Here is an 18,626-nt window from a genome sequence, read left to right as displayed (position 1 = left end):
ATTTATACTTTCATTTTTATTAAAGATGCATCCATTTTTTCCCAACAAATTGCAAATTTCTTAATTTGCGAATTATTTGAATCTTTTGTAATATAAATTTATAGTATAAATTTATATTAATATAGAAATTCTAATATAGTCTTCAGGTGTACTTAAACGCTTGTTTTCTATACACATTTTTTAGATTGCCTATATTAGTATTTTAGTATTATAAAATCTTTCCAGAAAGGAGATATGCCTAAATTATTATAAATACCTAAGTAAATTTTATTAAATATTAGGCATGCAGTATTTAATGAAGAAGTTTTTTAAAAGATTTTTCTTAATTTTATTTATTGTACTTTTTATTTTTAGTTTATTTTTCTACAAAAGAATTATATTATCATACAGAATTGCTGATAAATATATTTCTTTAAAAAATCACGCATGGACAATACAAGAATTTAATACTCAAAAATCATCAAGTTCAATGAATTACAAAGATGTTATTTATAAAAATACTAATGGTATTCCCTTAAAATTAGATATTTACGGCCCAATAAATCAAGTATATAAATCTTCACCAGTACTTGTATATGTCCACGGTGGAAGCTGGGCTTATGGCGATAAAAATATTCCTGATGCATTGAGTCCGGTACTAGATACTTTCAGAGAACAAGGTTATACAATCATAAGTACTTCCTATGAACTTATGAAAGAAAAAGAAAATTTCACCAAGCAAATTTCTGATATTAAAGATACTATAAGGTGGATAAATAAGAATCAATATTCCTATAATCTTAATACAAGTGAAATAGGCATCATTGGTGTTTCATCTGGTGCGCATCTTTCTCTTATTGCAAGTTATAGTGGTGATGATGAGTTTATAGATGATGGAGATTTAAGTAATTATTCTTCAAAGGTAAAATACTTAATCGATTTTGCAGGACCAACTGATTTAAGTCTACTAAATACTCAAGATTTAAATTATGATTTAACAAAAATTTTTGCTTCTATTTCAAATAAAGAAGAAGCAATAAAAAAATATAATCCTATAAACTATGTAAGCAAATCGAATCCAAATACTTTGATAATTCATAGTGATTCAGATAATATGGTTCCTTATGAAAGCTCAAAGGAACTTTACGATAAATGTGTTCAGGAGCACTCAAAAGCCAAGCTTATTACATTAAATAGCAGTGCTCACGATTTATCAAATATCTCTAAAGATGATGTTATGGATTTTTCTGAAGGATTACTTAAATTTATAATATTCAATTCACCTTTATAGAGTAAATATTTATAGAAATCGTAGGTAATGTAATGCAACAAATTAATCCTCAACTGTAATTCGTATATCTGATGCAAGACTTTACCTTCGTTTTCCTTCAGATTATACTTCGCGTCGGACACATTCTTCGCCTAGGTCAATCAACCTTTTTTAAATTATCCACAGATTTTATCGGAATATAAATTCCTAAAGAATAAAAAAATAAAGGGTATGCCCTAATTTCTTTATGGCTCACCCTTAACTTTTTAATGTCCTAAAATATACATCTTATAAAGCGCAGCTATGCACTTATGAAAAGAGCAGATATACTGCAATACAGAACTTTTCTGCACATAAGAACATTCTATGATAATTGGGACTTGTTATATAATTTCATCTACTTTATCTGACACTTCACCTAGAAAATTAATATTCGTAATTTTTTACATTTTCACATATTACTATATTTATTTTCTTATCCTCTATTACTTTTTTATATGAGCATAAAAATTCATTTAACTCATTATCATTTAAGTCTATACTTTTCTCACTAACTAATATAACATCTAAATTCTCTAGAAGTACTTTCAAATCATTTTTCTCGTTTTTTATGAAATATTCTGACATTGTTTTATTAGATATTCTGCTTTTGTATTTTTCCTGAAACCCCATTGTCTTTTTAATAGTCTGATAGTCTAAGTTGCTTCCACCCGTATCAAATCCGGGTATTTTAAATTGCCCCTGAATTAAAGAAGGATCTACTCCATATCTTTCTAGAAACTTTTTTTGTATATTTATTAATTTATCTTGTGATATATTATTTTCTTCCATGTAAGCTAATATATTTTTGGAGAAATCAGACATATTCATTTTGCCCTCAGCCAGTTTATAATACATAGAATAAATATACTCTTCGAATTTATCTATGTCTTTATCTTTGACCTTATTTTTTAATTCATTAAAATCTATAATTTTATCAGACACATTAATCCTCTCCTTTGTATTATTATATAATATTAAGTATTTATCTGTTGTACTTTTTTTATTATATTTTATTTAATAATTGCTTACTTATTTTTTTCATTATCATCGTTCATTCTTTCATTTTTAGAAAATACGCATCCACAATAATCTTGCCTATATAATTTATATTGTTTAGAAAGCTCTATAGAACGTTTATACCCTTCTTTCTTCTTAAAGTCAGAATATAAATATTTTACATCATGTTCTTCAGATAAACTTTTACCAATTTCGTTTAATTTAGCAGAATTTTTATGAGGGCTTATAGATAATGTTGTTGTAAAATAATCATAACCTTTTTCCTTGGCCATTATGGCAGCTTCATTAAGTCTTAATTCATAACAATTAAAACATCTAACTCCACCTTCTTTTTCCTCTTCCAAACCTTTAGTTAACTTATAAAAACTTTCCGTATCATATTTTCCCTCAATAAATCTTATTTCATTTTTGACTTTCATTTCTGATATAAGACCCTTTTGTTCCGCAACTCTTCTAGTATACTCCTCCATTGGGTATATATTAGGATTATAAAAGAAGATAGTTATCTTAAAATATTGTGACAAATATTCCAACACATAGCTGCTGCAAGGTGCACAGCAACTATGAAGCAGTAAAGTTGGAACCTCTTCATTTTTCACCAAATTTTCAATTAAGGAATCTAATTCCTTTTGATAATTAATTTTATTCATATATAAGTCATTCCTTTTATAAGTTTATTAATGCATCTTATTTTCATTTGATGCAAACTCTTCAAATGCTTTTAAGAAAGCATCTATATGACTTTCTTTATGTTGTACACTTAAAAATAATGCTTCAAATTGTGATGGAGGTAAATTAAATCCTGATTTTAACATATGTTCAAAATATCTATTAAATCTATTTACATCACATTTCTTAACGTCATCATGAGTTCTAACTTCTTTTAAATCATTAAAGAATAAAGTCATCATTCCTCCAACTCTATTCATTACAACCGGAAGATCATATTTTTTTGATATATTTATTATACCTTCTTCAAGTCTAGCTCCTATATTTTCGATGTGATCATAATAATTCTGATTATTTTTTAACTTATTTAAAGTTGCTATACCTGCTGCCATAACAATTGGATTTCCTGACATAGTTCCAGCTTGATAAACTCCGCCTAAAGGGGATAGATTCTTCATTATTTCTTTTCTTCCACCATATGCACCACATGGAAGTCCGCCACCCATAATCTTAGCATAAGTAACCAAATCTGGCTTAACGTTAAATAGTGATTGTGCTCCTTTAAATGCCACTCTAAATCCACTCATTACTTCATCAAATATTAGTAGTGAACCATATTGATTACAAAGATCTCTTAGAGTTTCCATAAAATCATTTTCTGACTTTATCACTCCCATATTTCCAGCCACCGGCTCAATAATAACTCCTGCAATTTCACTACCATATTTTTTGAATAATTGTGTAATTTGTTCCTTATCATTATATATACCAATTAACGTATTCTCTATGCTTTCATTTGGTACACCAAGTGAACCTGGTATTCCTCCTGTCATTACTCCTGATCCGGCTTCAATTAGAAACCCATCAAAATGTCCATGGTAGCAGCCTGCAAATTTAACAATTCTTTTTCTTTTTGTATATCCCCTTGCAAGTTTAACTGCACTCATAGTAGCTTCTGTCCCAGAGTTCACCATTCTGATCATCTCAACATTATCTAGATTGGTGCACATAAATTTTGCCAAATCTAATTCTAATTTTGTTGGTGCTCCAAAAGCCAATGCCATTGAACTAACTTCCTTAATAGCTTCTACAACGTCATCATCACAATGCCCTAAAATTAATGGCCCCCAGGCTAATACGAAGTCTATATATTCATTATCTTCTTCATCTTTGATTATTACACCTTTCCCGCTTTTTATAACAGGCGGATTTAAATTAACTCCCTTAAAAGCTCTAACCGGACTGTTAACTCCACCAGGCATGTATTCCTCTGATTCTTTAAATATATCAACGTTTTTCAAATTAACTCCTCCTTAGCCCGCATAAAATCTATAAATATTTATATATGTTTATATTTTTATTGTTTCATATTTACATATTATTATATTTAAATTGTAAAAAATTTATATATTTAAATATATATGTTGCAATGCACAATTCACAATTACGACTAAAATTCTTGTAATATTTTTAGAATTATGGTGAATAATTATTTTTGCAATATATAATTTTTTTAATTACTATCTATTTGTGTTCTTTTATCTTCTTAGAACTTTTGCTGCCTCTAATGCATGATAAGTAATAATTATATCTGCTCCAGCTCTCTTAATCGATGTTAAAGTTTCCATCATTACTCTTTCTTCATCAATAACGCCAAGCTTTCCAGCTGCTTTAATCATAGCATACTCACCACTTACATTATAAGCCACAAGAGGAAGATTGAAATTTTCTTTACAATCTCTTATTATGTCTAGGTAAGAAAGTGCTGGCTTAACCATAATGAAATCTGCTCCTTCTTCTACATCCATTTGCGTTTCACGAATGGCTTCCATCCTATTCCCTGGATCCATTTGATATGTCTTTCTATCTCCAAATTGTGGCGCTGAATTTGCCGCATCTCTGAATGGTCCATAAAACGCCGAGCAATATTTAGCAGAATAACTCATTATGCTAACATTCTTAAAGTTATTTTCATCTAATGCACTTCTTAATGATCCAATTCTTCCATCCATCATGTCCGAAGGAGCTATAATATCTGCACCTGCCTTTGCATGTGATACTGCTATTTTACTTAAATATTCTAATGTTTCATCATTGTCTACATATTCATCATGGATTATTCCACAGTGTCCATGTGAAGTGTATTCACACATACAAACATCAGTAATAACAAGCAATTCTTTATCAAGCTTCTTTATTTCTCTTATTGCCTGTTGAACAATTCCATTATCATTATAACTTTCAGAACCACACTCATCTTTATGGTTTGGAATTCCAAAAAGTAATACTCCAGAAATATTAGCTTCTCTAACTTCTTCAACTACTTCATACAATCTATCAACTGAATAATGATAAACATCTGGCAGTGATGAAATTTCATTTTTTATATTGTCTCCCTCAACAACAAAAATTGGATAAATAAAATCCTTTGAATTTAAACTTGTTTCTCTAACCATATCTCTAATGGCAGCATTAACTCTAAGTCTTCTACCTCTTTTAATCATAACAAACTCCTCCATTATTTTAGCCATCTTCAAAGATGTCCATCATTTTATTTAATCTCTAAATTTATATATTAATCATTTTAAAAAATCTATTTCCTCTATTGCAGTAAATTTTCTATCTCTTTCAGAAACCCTTCCTCTGAGTGTTCTTTACATACGTATGCTTTTATTCCGTACTTTTCTAAAGGTTCATTAGTCTTTGGTCCTATAGCTATAACCTGCTTTTTCTTAATTTCCTCAATCCCTAACATATCAATCATGTTTTCAACTGTTGACGGACTTGTGAAGAATACTATGTCAACTTCATCAAAAGATCTCTTATTAACTACTGATCCACAAACCGTATCATATATATATACTTTATCTACACTTGCACCACAATTTGTTAGTTCTTCATAAATATATTTCCTACTTTTTGCAGAACACGGCAAAAGTAGAGTTTGGTTATCTTTCAAATGAGGTTTTAATATGCTCACTAAACCTTCACCAACAAATTCTCTGGCCTTTGCAAAACAGATAATTCCTCTTTGTTTTAAAGAATTTGCAGTAGCAGCGCCTATTGCGGATATTTTAGCTTTAATTCTTCTTATATCATAATCTTTTTCAATAAGATAATCAAAAAATATTTCTACACTATTAACTGAAGTAAATACCATATGATCATAATTTTCTATCTTCTCTATATAATCATTTAAGTTTTCCGCACTGCTTTCTATCTTAATAGAATTAAAACTTGTAACTTCCGCTCCTAAGTCAACTAATTTATTTTTTAATTTCTCAGATTGTCTCCTTGATCTTGTAATACATATATTCTTTCCAAACAAAGGTTTATTTTCATACCAGTTCAAATCTTTATTTAAATTTACAACTTCACCAACAACAATTATACATGGAGATTGTAATTTAGCATCTTTTACTTTTTGTGAAATATTCTCAAGCGTTCCTACTACCTTTTTTTGCTTAGCTGAAGTTCCTCTCATCACTACCGCACATGGGAAAATTGGTTCTTTTCCATTATTAATAAGCTCCTCCACTATATTATCTAAATTGCCTAATCCCATCATAAATACTAATGTGCCTTCTTCTTTAGCTAGAGCCTTAAAATTCACATTTAAATCTTGCGCAGATTTTCCTGTTATAACATGAAAACTTTGTGCTATCTTTCTGTGAGTTATTGGGATTCCTGCATAATTTAAAACTGCAATAGGAGATGTTACCCCTGGTATTACCTCAAATTCTATATTTTCATCAACTAAAGCCAATACCTCTTCTCCGCCTCTTCCAAAAACATATGGGTCTCCACCTTTAATTCTTCCAACTGTATGCCCTTCTTTTGCAAGTTTAACTAAAAGTTCATTAATCTCCTCTTGAGTTTTTGAATGAGCTCCTGGTTCCTTTCCACAATAATAAATTTCACAATTTGGTTCTAGATAATTCAAAACATTATTTGAAACCAATCTATCATAAAGAACAGCAGTACATCTTTTTAATACCTTGACAGCCTTTAATGTTAATAACTCTTCATCTCCTGGACCTGTACCTATTATATATACTTTACTCATATTCCTTCTCTCCTATATCTCTAATATCTTATTTGCCAATTTTCTTCCTAATTCAATATGATCGTTTTTATCTCCTAAAATATCTTTTTTAACTATTCTTCCGCCTATGTCATATATACCAATCATATATAAATCATTACCTTGAATTTCAGAATAAGCTCCAATAAGGCTGTGACAATCACCATTTAGCATTCTCATAAAGCTTCGTTCAGCCTCAACTGTTAACTTAGCATTTGAATCTTCCATTTTTTCAAAATATTTTTTAGCACTGCTAGTTTTTAGACATTCTATTCCCAAAGCTCCTTGAGCCACTGCTGGTATAAATACTTTAGGATCAAAATACTCAGTGATTATATCTTCTTCATTTAATCTTTTTAATCCTGCCGAAGCTAGTATGATTCCATCTAAATTCTGTTCTTTCATTTTCTCTAATCTAGTTTGAACATTTCCTCTAATTGGGACTATATCCAAATCATTTCTCATAAGCTTTAGCTGACAAGCTCTTCTTATACTGCTAGTTCCGATTATTGCACCTTTTCTAAGCTCTTTAAATGGTATATTATCTTTAGAAATTAATACATCCCTTATATCTTCTCTTTCCGTTATAGCCGCTATTTCAAATTCATGACTCAGCTCATAAGGTACATCCTTCATACTATGAACTGCGCCATCAGCTCTTTTTTCTAAAAGTGCAATTTCTATATCTTTTACGAATAATCCCTTTCCGCCTATCTTTGCCAAAGAAACATCTAATTTTCTATCTCCTTCAGTAACAATAAGCATTTTTTCACTATCTATATTAAATTTATCCTTTAAACTTTTCATTATTATTTCTGTTTGTGTCTGTGCTAATTTACTTTTTCTTGTTGCTATAGTCAATTTATTCATTAATTTAATTCTACCTCCAAAATTCATTTATCTACAAATCCATTTAAAAATTGATTAAATAATCTACAATTTCCTTCGAAAATCTGCTTCTTAATGCTTTTTCAGCTTCACCCTTATCAAAAGATTTTTTAAATTCATCATTTCCAATAAACGAAGTTATCTGTATTTTAAGTTCTGGAAATGACTTTGCTTTATTTCGTATTAATCCTATATATCTAATAAATTCATCATATTCTTTTATAGTATTTTCTACTTTGTTAGAAAGTAAAACTGCTCCTTTTGGATTTCCATACTTAGTATTTAAAGCAAATACTGCATTTTCTGTACTTCTTTGAATCGGAACAACTCCCATTCCACTTATAAAATCAGATGAATCTATATATATCTTATAGCTCTCTTCACAGTATTTCTTTGCCATTGTTTTTAAATTTTCATCATCTAATGCAATAATTATAAGATGCTTATCTCTTAAAAATTCATAGCTTAAATCTTCATCTATAAGCTTAAGTCTTTCTGGAAATACTTTAGAAAGTTCTATTAATTCTTCATCAAAAGTTTTAGAAATTACCTCGACACAGCATTTATTTCTTACAAAATGTCTTGCTTTTATTGTGCCCGCTTTACCTCCGCCAACTATTCCAACTCTTAGCTTTTTAGAAATTAATGAGATATAAGAATACTCTATTCCTTCGTCATAAATATTTTCTCTATTATTCCTATCCATTCTTCACCACATCCTTTTAGAGTCTCTTCTTTAATAACTTCAATTGCCCTATTTATGTAAAAATCAGATGTACTTTTAATTAATTTATGTGCTAAAGCAATATCATTTTTATCTTTGCTTTTATGTGAAAAAGTTTGAACTCTTTTCTCGTAAACATCATTTCCAACAGTTTTTAAGTTTTTGATTACATGAGAAATACTTCTTAATTTTAACCATTCATCATATTCCTTCAGGTATTTATTCATTATATGCCTATTGTCTTCCATCTTGTCTTTTCTTAATTTTTTATTTTCATCATCTATACGACTTATTGTATCAATATTGTAAACTTCAGTCCTAGATAATAACGCCACCTCTTTTTCCACATCTCTCGGAACTGATAAATCATATATTACTAACCTACTTCCACTTTCACTAATATCTTCTGTTTTTACAACTGGATGTGGTGCTGAAGTACAGCTTATTATACATTCTATACTATTAATATATTTATTCTTTTCTTCAAAAGTAATTACTTTTACTCGTTCATCCTGTATTTCATCTTTTATCTTAGGATTTCTAACAACCAAGTAGACAGTTTGGATTTTATGTGAAAGCAAATATTTCATTACAAGCTGTCCAACTTCCCCATAACCTAAAACCATAAATTTAGTACATTCACGCTTAATAGATTCGCTAACCACTATCGAAGAAGATGATACTGGTATTTCAAATAACTTAGCTTCTTTTCTGAATCGCTTTCCACAAGTAATAGCTTCCTGAAATAATCTATGTAATTCCAATGAAACAGCTTTAAATTCCAAAGCTTCTTCATAAGCATCCTTAACTTGCCCTAGAATTTGATCTTCTCCTAATATTTTCGAATGAAACCCGGAGCAAACTTCAAACAAATGCCTATAAGCATCCTTATTATTAGTTATAAAAACATATTTTTTATATTCATAATCCCAATTAAAAACATCAAAAATCTTTTTTAATAATTCTTCTTCATTTAAAGAAGCATTAAAATAAATTTCTGTTCTATTACATGTAGCTAAAATAACTACTTCATTTAGCTCCTTTAATAATTCTTCAAAATACTCGTTATATTTTTTAGACTTAACTATAAATTTTTCTCTAATTTCCAATGGAGTATTTTTTCTTATGCCTATTAAGCCTATCACGTATTGACACCTCACATACTTTTTTATTTACATTTTCTATTTTTTTCCAAATGCTACATTCTCACAAGGAGAAACTGCAGTAACCAAATATAAAATTTGGATCTTCACTTTTCGACTCATTGCTGCAACTCGACTCACATTCGTTCACTGAGTAAGTTAGAGTTACCAAATGATACATTTGGACTCTCACTTAAGTTTATCAGATAAAGATTGTTTTTTCCAAGCAATTCTTATAAGAATTATAGATTAACTCTGAATAATATAGATAATGAAAAAATTTTTTCTTGCTCTCTATCTAATAAAATTCTAATCAAAGAATATTCCTTAGAATCTATCAAAACAACGTTAATCGAAAAAATTTCTAACCTTAGATAAACATCTTGTTCTGCTAATATTTTAGTATATACTATTTTCGCTCAAAAAACATTTAATTTATAATTAATTATTAAATATTTATAATCAGCTCATATAACTTAATAACCTATTCTTCATAGTGATACAGCTCTTTATAAATATTATTATATTAATTAAATGTATTTTTTATTTCTGACATATTTTTGACACATTTAAGGATTATACTGATATCGTAAAGTAGTTAATTATTTACCCCTTATTAATTAATAGAAGTCGTTTATATATTAATGACTCGCCCTAAGCATAGGATCCCCTAAACTTGTGCTTAGGGTTTTTATTTTTTAAGTTTCTATCCAACCTATATTTCTAATTATGCTTCTCCCTTTTTTATAAATGAGTACTTTTTCACCTACTTTCTTAGCTTCGCTTAATAAGTTCCGAATTGTGCTTCGCACTTTTTTCATTTAAGTTCTTAATTGCGCTTAGCAAGTTCCTAATTGTGCTCCGCACTCTTCTAATATGTGCGCGCTTTTTTCATTTAAGTTCTTAATTGCGCTTCGCGCTTTTTTTATAGGTGTGTATTTTTTTGGATTAATTGGGTTATACTCTTAAAAGCAATATCAAATTTGAGAGGTGAAAAAAATTATGCGAATCCCAAAACACATAGGCATCATTCCTGATGGAAATAGACGTTGGGCTTTATCTAACTCATTAAGCAAAGATAAGGGATATGATCACGGAATAAATCCAGGACTTGAGGTCTTTAAATTATGCCAAAAAGAAAATATTCAGGAAGTAACCTTTTATGGATTCACAATTGATAATACCAAACGTCCTAGCGATCAAAAGATAGCATTTACTAAAGCTTGCATTGATTCTGTTATGCTTTTAACAAAAGAAGATTGCGAAATATTAGTCTTAGGTAATACTGAGTCTAGTTGCTTTCCAAAAGAATTATTGCCCTTCACTAAAAGAAAAAAGTTTGGTTCAGGTGGAATAAAGGCAAACTTTTTAATAAATTATGGTTGGGAATGGGATTTAAATCTACTAAAAAATGCAGATATATCAAAAAAACATATTCAACCACATTTACAATCAAAGGATATTTCTAGAATAGATCTTATAATTAGATGGGGTGGACGAAGAAGATTAAGTGGCTTGCTGCCAGTTCAATCAGTTTACTCCGATTTTTATATTTTAGATAATTACTGGCCTGATTTTAAAAAAGAGGACTTTTATGATGCTTTATCTTGGTACAATGAGCAAGATATAACTTTAGGCGGCTAATGTCATAGATTCAAAAATAAGCAATACTAATAAAATTTCGTAAATCTAACTTCTTTTACTTCATATCTCTATATTTTGTGCTTCAGTATGAATTATGTTATCATTAATATTAATTTATATTTAATGATATATTGGAGTGAAATTTATGTTAAAAGTCGTATTTACATATTTATTGATTATTAACCTTCTAGGATTTCTTATTATGTTTATAGATAAACAAAGAGCTATTCATAAAGAATGGAGAATACCTGAAAAAACACTCATTGGTATCTCTATTTTGGGGGGATCTATTGGCATGCTTATTGGAATGTCTAGTTTTAGGCATAAAACAAAGCATAAGAAGTTTACAATTGGAGTTCCATTCATACTTCTTATGCAAATTTTCATAGCTATACTATATTTAAATTATTAAAATGACATACTAATATTCAAATTTTATTGGACAAAGTATTACTGCTTCGTCTTTAATAGATTCTCATGATATTTTCCTACCGTTAATACTGAAACCATTGAACCTAGAAGCGCAAAGATCATATCCCACTGAGTATCCCAAATATCTCCTTGAGTTCCTAAAAAGGCAGTTGCACTTTCGCCAGTAATTAATGCTACACTAAATTCTATTATTTCATAAGAAGCACTAATAGCAAGGCAAATTGATATTGTAATAAAATTTGTCCATGCTATATTTTTAACAATTTTATTTCTTATGAAAATTTCTCTAATAATTATTGCTGGTATAAATCCTTGTGCAAAATGCCCAAGTCTATCATAGTAATTTCTACTCAATTCAAAAGTATCTCTTAGCCAATTAAATAAAGGCATTTCTGCATATGTATAATGACCACCCACTATTAATATAACTGCATGAAACCAAATAAGAATATACGTTAAGTTAGTAAATACGAATTTATTATAAGTAGTTATTAATACCATAACGCCTATCACTGCCGGAATAACCTCTAATACCCATGTAAATCTATCATGAGGATTTATTCCCGACGCAACTAAAATTACAGATATACTTATTAATAATATTAAATGAAAATTCTTTTCCTTCATCAATATCTCCTTATATAATATTCACAAAATTTAAGAACAAAATCATAAGTGCTTTAAAAGCACTTATGATTTATTCATAAAATTTCTAAAGAGTATTAAGATCAAAAGGTGTATTTTGGTATACACAATAATTTAGCCAGTTTCCAAAAACTATGCTAGCAGGACCTCTCCATGTGTACAACGGTTTTTGATTTATGTCATCATTTCTAAAATAATTTTTAGGTAAAGCTATTTCATCGCCTTTTTCTTTATCTCTTATATATTCATCCATCAATGTATTTCTATCATATTCCATATGTCCAGTTACAAACACATTTCTCCTATCTTTTGTTGCAACTATGAATACTCCAGCTTCCTCAGATTCGGATAAAATTTCAAGATTTGAAACTTTCTCTATATCTTCACGTTTGACTTCAGTGTGTCTAGAGTGTGGTGCATAAAACACATCATCTAATCCTCTTGTCAAATCAGCTTTCTCATCATTAACCCAATGTGAGAACACACCAAACATTTTTTCATCTAAATCATATTTAGGTATATCATAGTGATAATATAAACCTGCCTGTGCTCCCCAACAAATATAGAATGTTGAAAATACGTGAGTCTTGCTCCATTCCATTATTTCAGTAAGCTCTTTCCAGTATGTAACCTCTTCAAAAGCCATTTGTTCAACTGGAGCCCCAGTTATTATAAGTCCATCAAATTTTTCTTGCTTTATATCATCAAAATAGCTATAAAATTTATTTAGATGCTCCGGTGGTGTATTGTGTGAAGTATAACTCTTAGTCTGTATTAGACTTACCTCTACTTGTAGTGGCGTGTTAGATAAATATCTTAATAATTGATTTTCTGTTACTATTTTTTTTGGCATTAAATTAAGAATTGCTATTTTTAGCGGTCTGATATCTTGAGTATTAGCCCTCTCATTATTCATTACGAATATGTTTTCATCAGACAAAACCTGAAATGCAGGCAATTCTATAGGAATTTTTATTGGCATATTTGTTTCCCCCCAATGTGATTATTGCTTATTTTAGATTATTATTTAATTATTTTTGTATATAAATATTATTATATCAAAATTCCACTTCTTATCAACATTATAAAAATAAATATAATAATAAAATTATGTAAGCTTAAAAATACATTTATTTTGCTATGACTTTCACAAGTTAAGCTATAAATATATGGCATAAATTCTTTAACCCAATTTATATAGGTTTCAATTCACAATGCACATTTCACAATTCAAAATTGCGGCTAAAATTCTTGAAATATTTTTAAAATTATGATAAAGAATTTTTTTGCATAAAACTAATTTTGTGGTAATCACTGTTAATAAATTATAGAATTACTTCATTTACAGTTTATAGATGTTTACAATTAACCATTTACAAAAATTTACTATTATTTAATTGTATTTTGACATTAATAATTATACACAATTATTAATTTTTTTTATTTCTTCCACTACTATAATTAAATGATTAAAATCAATAGATCTCTGCAAAATTTCATAAATATCTTTTACTTCCATTTATGCTATACTAATAGATATACAATAAAAGGGGGCATATGTAATGGTACTAAAAGAAAATATTTCAGTTGGATTTATTGGAACTTATACCAAAAATGAAAGTAAAGGAATCTATAGAATTAATTTTGATACAATTTCAGGCAATATTGAAAATATCAATTTAGCTTACAATATAGAGAATCCTACATATCTAACTCTAGATAGAGAACGACACATTCTTTATTCAACATGTAAAATCAAGGAAAAAGCTGGGGTATCTTCATTTAAATATTGGAAAGAAGATAATAAACTACACTTAATAAACTCTAATCTTTCAGAAGAAAAACCACCTTGTCATGTAAGTCTAAATAACAGTCATGAGATTTTAATTTCTTCAAACTATCATGAAAACAAGATGTTTGTCTACAAAACTTTAGATGGCTTAATTTTAAACTCTCCTATGCTTGGAAGTCATAGTGGCTCTAGTGTAAATCAATTGAGACAAGAAAAACCTCATATTCATTGCTCAATGTTTACTGATGATGACAAATATATTTTATCTATTGATTTAGGGATTGATAAAATGATAGTTTCTTCAATAAAAGATGGAAAACTATATCAAAATGAAAATTTAAGCTATACATTCCCTGCCGGCACAGGGCCAAGACATATTACTTATGCTAATGGAAAACACTATTACTACGTTTTAAGTGAGTTAACTTCTGAAATATTTGTTTTTGATTATAAAGCAAAATCAAATATTGTTTTTGAAAATATTCAAACTTTAAGTTCATTATCAAAGGACTACAAAGGGACAAAATCTGGTTCCGCAATTCGTATGCACAAGAATAATAAATTTCTCTATACTTCGGATAGAGGAAATAATTCTTTAAGTTTATTCCATATAAATTCAGATAATGGAAAGCTAAAGTATATCGACACTATTTCTTGTAATGGTGATTCTCCTAGAGATTTTCAATTGGATCCATCTGGTAAATTTCTACTTTGTGCTAATGAAAATTCTGATAATATATCTATATTTTCTATTAATTCAATAACAGGAGAATTAACTTTTATAAAATCTGAAAACATCCCAACTCCAACATGTATAGAATTTATTTAGTTAAATAATTAATCATATAACTAAAAGTTAGGTGCATATTATAATTAAGCTTATAATATGCACCTAACTTCCTTATCTCCATATTATGTATAAAGCCTTTATGTCTAAACGTTATCAAAAGTAAGAATATATATTTTTTTATTTGTAAACATTTTTACTTTTGACAATATTCACAAATTTCAATTATAATAAGGCAATATATTTTTTAGATACAGTGAATATAACTAATAAAAATTCGTAATAAGGAGGACTTTTATTTGAATAAAGATACATTAATAAATCATATTAAAGCTTCTAATAGAAGTGTAAAATGTGATCTCGTAATTAAAAATGTTACCATAATTGATGTTTTTAATAAGAATAGGTTCGTAGATACTATTGGTATTAAAGATGGATATATTGTTGGTATTGGTGACTATGATGGGTATGAAATTGTAGATGGAACTAACAAATATATTTGTCCTGGACTTATTGATTCCCATTGCCATATAGAATCCAGTTTGGTCACACCTACTGAATACAGCAAGCTGGCATTATTAAACGGAATCACATCTGTTATTGCAGATCCTCATGAAATCTCAAATGTTATGGGAGCTGATGGTATAAATTTCATGCTTAATTCTTCACAAAACATCCCATTTGATATATATTTTATGCTTCCATCATGTGTTCCTGGTACTAGCTTTGAAAGCTCTGGTGCAACTTTGCTCTCTAAGGACTTAAAAGATTTTTATAAAAATGATAAAGTTTTAGGTTTAGCTGAAGTTATGGATTATCCTTCTGTCTCAGAATGTGATGATAAGATAATTGATAAGATATGCGATTCAATTACTAATAATAAAGTTATTGATGGTCATGGAGCTGGCTTCACATCTATGATGACAAACACCTATAGGGCCGCCAATATTTTAACTGATCACGAATGTAATAATGCTGAAGAAGCTCTTGATAAGATCCGACGTGGTATGTATATTCTAATTAGAGAAGGTACCGTTGCTAAAAACTTAAAAGAATTATTACCTGCAGTCAATGAATCTAATAGTAATAGATTTTGCTTCTGCACTGATGATAAGCATATTGACGATATTGCTGCTAATGGATCAATTAATAGCTCAATTATTTATACTATAAACAACTCTAATTTAAATCCAGAAACAGCTATTCAAATGGCAACACTAAATCCATCTCTCTTATATAAACTAAATAACAAAGGAGCAATTGCCCCTGGATACATTGCAGATTTTATATTATTAGATGACTTAGAAAGATTTAAAATATCTCAAGTTTATAAAGAAGGTAAATTAGTTGTAAACAATAATGAACTTGTTAATTTCGATACAGATTTAGTAAAAAACGCAAATAACAATGCTTTTTATAATTCTATAAATCTTCCACCACTAAGTGAAGATAGTTTCAAAATTAATATACCAAATAAAGACGTAAAGATATTGAATGCAATAGAAATAATTCCAAACAAATTAGAAAGCATTCATTTAAGGCTCAATATTTCAGATATTAATTCAATAAAAGATAGTGATTATAAATTTTTCACTTCCTCAACTGAAGAAGACTTATTAAAAATCGCAGTTATTGAAAGACATAAGGCTTCTGGCAATTTAGGACTTGGAATCTTAAAAGGCTTGGGAATTTCAGCAGGTGCGATTGGAACCACCATTGCTCACGATTCCCATAATTTAATAATCGCTGGGACAAATGATAAAGATATGCTATTTGCTGCTAAAGAATTGGAGCGAATGGGCGGCGGTATAATTGTGGTTAAAGATAAAAATATTCTTGCTCATATTAAACTCGAAATTGGTGGGCTTATGACAAATAGAACATATGGTGAAATTGAGTTTGATTTAAAAAATCTCCATTCAGCTATCAAAATTATAGCACCACAAATTGATTTCAATCCATTTTTAACATTATCGTTTTTATCATTACCAGTAATACCAGATTTAAAGATTACAGATAAAGGTTTATTTGATGTTATCAATTTTAAGTTTATTGACATTTTTGAATAGTTATAAAGGCAATCTTTAGATTAAGATTGCCTTTATATGCTTATACTAATCAATTTCATATTTCACCCCGGTAATAACTATTGAAATTTCTTTTATAAGATCAATTTTCATACTAATTCTACTTACCCTAGGACTTTCTATTACTCTTACAGTTGGTCTGAGCGGGAATCCTGGTATTGTTTCTTCAACCACAGCAACTTCTTCTGTGCTTAATTCTACAATAGTTCCTTTTGGATATGGAATTACTATTCTACAAAATATATTAACTATATTATAATCAAACATTGTTCCTGCATTCGACATTAAATATTCCAGTACATCACTTGGAAACATTGCTCTTTTATTCGGCAAGTCTGTTGATAAATTATCATATACATTGGCAATACTTACAATATTACTTAGTTCAATAATATTATCCTTAGTTAATCCATCTGGATATCCATTTCCATCTGGTCTTTCATGATGTTGAAGGACTATTAATTTACTTAGACTATTAATATTATAAGTAGTTGATAAATACTTATATCCAAGTCTTGGATGTTGTTTTAATATTTCTTTTTCTTCTTCACTTAAACTTCCCTGTTTATCAAATATCTCTCTAGGTACTAATGATTTTCCAATGTCATGTATCAATGCTCCTATACATAGAGCTTCTAATTTCTTTTTTGATAGTTGAAGCGCAATTCCTATAGTAAGTGATATTACTGCAACATTTACAGAATGAGAATACATATAATTATTCATACTTCGTATATCTACTAATGCAAGCATTACATCCCTTCGATTTACGATATCCTCAATTAAATCTACTGCCATCTTTCCAATATTATAAAAATAACTCTGCTCTTGCCAAGTATAATCACTTTCTTTATTCCTTACTGAATTATTATTAAGTCGTCCTATGTTAGAAAAGGCTTCTTTTATTGTTATAATTGCTTTTTGTCTAAGTTCTGGCTTAATAATATCTTCAATTTCTTCATTACTATATTTATCAACTATATATATTGATAAAATATTTATTTCCTTTATTTTTGCAATTGTATTTTCTCTTAAAACTACTCCAGCTCTAAGTAGAATTCTACCATTAATATCATACAGCGATTTTCCAAGTACTGTGTTTGGCTTTACGTTTTCAATTGGGACTAATCTCAAAGCTTATATTCCCCCTAAATAAATCATTATTATTTATACTATACCCCTAAATATAGACCATATGTAAATAGCCTTTCTTTATGTAACACCTAACAATAACCAAACAATTAATTTAATTTTTTAATTATTAAGTAAATTAATCCTACCGTATATGTGCATAAATATATTATATTACCTTAAACATCAAATTTCATTAATTAAATCTATTTATTTTTTTATTGTATTTATTCTTTTTAGCATCACTTGCGTAGGCTATTATATTAATTGTACTCATAAGCCACACAATGTCC

At 28.7% G+C, this 18,626-nt stretch carries 16 protein-coding genes; 5 read left to right on the top strand and 11 right to left on the bottom strand.

Features of this window, described 5'->3' with window-relative positions; all coding sequences use genetic code 11:
- Positions 1-295 precede the first annotated feature (295 nt).
- Positions 296-1,270: an alpha/beta hydrolase gene (locus F3K33_RS06905; protein WP_039772156.1), complete on the top strand. Its 975-nt coding sequence runs from the start codon at positions 296-298 to the stop codon at positions 1,268-1,270.
- A 405-nt stretch (positions 1,271-1,675) separates the two neighbouring features.
- Here the strand turns inward: F3K33_RS06905 and F3K33_RS06900 are convergent, their stop codons facing one another.
- From F3K33_RS06900 to hemA, 8 genes are all read right to left on the bottom strand, one after another.
- Positions 1,676-2,233, bottom strand: coding sequence for a DUF3867 domain-containing protein (locus F3K33_RS06900; RefSeq protein ID WP_011968624.1), 558 nt, complete (start codon positions 2,231-2,233; stop codon positions 1,676-1,678).
- 83 nt (positions 2,234-2,316) lie between these two features.
- The gene (locus F3K33_RS06895; RefSeq protein ID WP_039772159.1) at positions 2,317-2,958 is read right to left on the bottom strand and encodes an epoxyqueuosine reductase QueH; all 642 of its coding nucleotides are present in this window, start codon (positions 2,956-2,958) and stop codon (positions 2,317-2,319) included.
- 27 nt (positions 2,959-2,985) lie between these two features.
- Entirely contained in the window at positions 2,986-4,278 is a 1,293-nt protein-coding gene (gene hemL / locus F3K33_RS06890; protein WP_039772162.1) for a glutamate-1-semialdehyde 2,1-aminomutase, read from the bottom strand.
- Between the two features lie 237 nt (positions 4,279-4,515).
- Entirely contained in the window at positions 4,516-5,481 is a 966-nt protein-coding gene (gene hemB, locus F3K33_RS06885; protein WP_039772164.1) for a porphobilinogen synthase, read from the bottom strand.
- 98 nt (positions 5,482-5,579) lie between these two features.
- Positions 5,580-7,043 carry a uroporphyrinogen-III C-methyltransferase gene (gene cobA / locus F3K33_RS06880; protein ID WP_011968620.1) on the bottom strand — a complete coding sequence of 488 codons (1,464 nt, stop codon included), beginning with the start codon at positions 7,041-7,043 and terminating at the stop codon, positions 5,580-5,582.
- A gap of 12 nt (positions 7,044-7,055) precedes the next feature.
- Complete coding sequence (gene hemC, locus F3K33_RS06875; RefSeq protein ID WP_011968619.1) at positions 7,056-7,931, bottom strand: hydroxymethylbilane synthase; 876 nt, start codon at positions 7,929-7,931, stop codon at positions 7,056-7,058.
- 43 nt (positions 7,932-7,974) lie between these two features.
- A complete protein-coding gene (locus F3K33_RS06870; protein ID WP_023974277.1) occupies positions 7,975-8,655 on the bottom strand; it encodes an NAD(P)-dependent oxidoreductase in 681 nt (226 codons plus the stop codon).
- Entirely contained in the window at positions 8,613-9,818 is a 1,206-nt protein-coding gene (gene hemA / locus F3K33_RS06865) for a glutamyl-tRNA reductase (protein WP_023974278.1), read from the bottom strand. The genes F3K33_RS06870 and hemA overlap by 43 nt, the downstream gene beginning before the upstream one ends.
- 999 nt (positions 9,819-10,817) lie before the next feature.
- On the opposite strand from hemA, the gene F3K33_RS06860 reads away from it, so the two are divergent.
- Complete coding sequence (locus F3K33_RS06860; RefSeq protein ID WP_023974279.1) at positions 10,818-11,459, top strand: undecaprenyl diphosphate synthase family protein; 642 nt, start codon at positions 10,818-10,820, stop codon at positions 11,457-11,459.
- Positions 11,460-11,604: 145 nt separating this feature from the next.
- A complete protein-coding gene (locus F3K33_RS06855) occupies positions 11,605-11,871 on the top strand; it encodes a DUF1294 domain-containing protein (protein WP_023974280.1) in 267 nt (88 codons plus the stop codon).
- A 38-nt stretch (positions 11,872-11,909) separates the two neighbouring features.
- Here F3K33_RS06855 and F3K33_RS06850 read toward each other — a convergent pair whose 3' ends face one another.
- Positions 11,910-12,518 (bottom strand): DUF2238 domain-containing protein, encoded by a 609-nt coding sequence (locus F3K33_RS06850; RefSeq protein WP_023974281.1) that lies wholly within the window; start codon positions 12,516-12,518, stop codon positions 11,910-11,912.
- An 85-nt stretch (positions 12,519-12,603) separates the two neighbouring features.
- Complete coding sequence (metA, locus tag F3K33_RS06845) at positions 12,604-13,518, bottom strand: homoserine O-acetyltransferase MetA (protein ID WP_011968613.1); 915 nt, start codon at positions 13,516-13,518, stop codon at positions 12,604-12,606.
- Between the two features lie 580 nt (positions 13,519-14,098).
- Here metA and F3K33_RS06840 point away from each other — a divergent pair.
- Positions 14,099-15,157, top strand: a complete 1,059-nt coding sequence (locus F3K33_RS06840; RefSeq protein WP_039772168.1) for a lactonase family protein — start codon at positions 14,099-14,101, stop codon at positions 15,155-15,157.
- A gap of 257 nt (positions 15,158-15,414) precedes the next feature.
- Positions 15,415-17,184 (top strand): adenine deaminase, encoded by a 1,770-nt coding sequence (gene ade, locus F3K33_RS06835; RefSeq protein WP_039772170.1) that lies wholly within the window; start codon positions 15,415-15,417, stop codon positions 17,182-17,184.
- A 45-nt stretch (positions 17,185-17,229) separates the two neighbouring features.
- Here the strand turns inward: ade and F3K33_RS06830 are convergent, their stop codons facing one another.
- Positions 17,230-18,336: an HD-GYP domain-containing protein gene (locus F3K33_RS06830; RefSeq protein WP_011968610.1), complete on the bottom strand. Its 1,107-nt coding sequence runs from the start codon at positions 18,334-18,336 to the stop codon at positions 17,230-17,232.
- Between the last annotated feature and the right edge of the window lie 290 nt (positions 18,337-18,626).

This window comes from Clostridium beijerinckii, assembly GCF_008705175.1.
Lineage (GTDB): Bacteria > Bacillota > Clostridia > Clostridiales > Clostridiaceae > Clostridium > Clostridium beijerinckii.
The sequence above is the reverse complement of the archived record's forward strand: the minus strand, read 5'-3'. Positions and strand labels throughout refer to the sequence as shown.

What these genes read in the sequence shown, in the direction of transcription:
- F3K33_RS06905 (WP_039772156.1), top strand. Translation starts at nt 296, where the DNA reads ATGAAGAAGTTTTTTAAAAGATTTTTCTTAATTTTATTTATTGTACTT.
- F3K33_RS06895 (WP_039772159.1), bottom strand. Translation starts at nt 2,958, where the DNA reads ATGAATAAAATTAATTATCAAAAGGAATTAGATTCCTTAATTGAAAAT.
- hemB (WP_039772164.1), bottom strand. Translation starts at nt 5,481, where the DNA reads ATGATTAAAAGAGGTAGAAGACTTAGAGTTAATGCTGCCATTAGAGAT.
- cobA (WP_011968620.1), bottom strand. Translation starts at nt 7,043, where the DNA reads ATGAGTAAAGTATATATAATAGGTACAGGTCCAGGAGATGAAGAGTTA.
- hemC (WP_011968619.1), bottom strand. Translation starts at nt 7,931, where the DNA reads ATGAATAAATTGACTATAGCAACAAGAAAAAGTAAATTAGCACAGACA.
- F3K33_RS06870 (WP_023974277.1), bottom strand. Translation starts at nt 8,655, where the DNA reads ATGGATAGGAATAATAGAGAAAATATTTATGACGAAGGAATAGAGTAT.
- F3K33_RS06860 (WP_023974279.1), top strand. Translation starts at nt 10,818, where the DNA reads ATGCGAATCCCAAAACACATAGGCATCATTCCTGATGGAAATAGACGT.
- F3K33_RS06855 (WP_023974280.1), top strand. Translation starts at nt 11,605, where the DNA reads ATGTTAAAAGTCGTATTTACATATTTATTGATTATTAACCTTCTAGGA.
- F3K33_RS06850 (WP_023974281.1), bottom strand. Translation starts at nt 12,518, where the DNA reads ATGAAGGAAAAGAATTTTCATTTAATATTATTAATAAGTATATCTGTA.
- metA (WP_011968613.1), bottom strand. Translation starts at nt 13,518, where the DNA reads ATGCCAATAAAAATTCCTATAGAATTGCCTGCATTTCAGGTTTTGTCT.
- F3K33_RS06840 (WP_039772168.1), top strand. Translation starts at nt 14,099, where the DNA reads ATGGTACTAAAAGAAAATATTTCAGTTGGATTTATTGGAACTTATACC.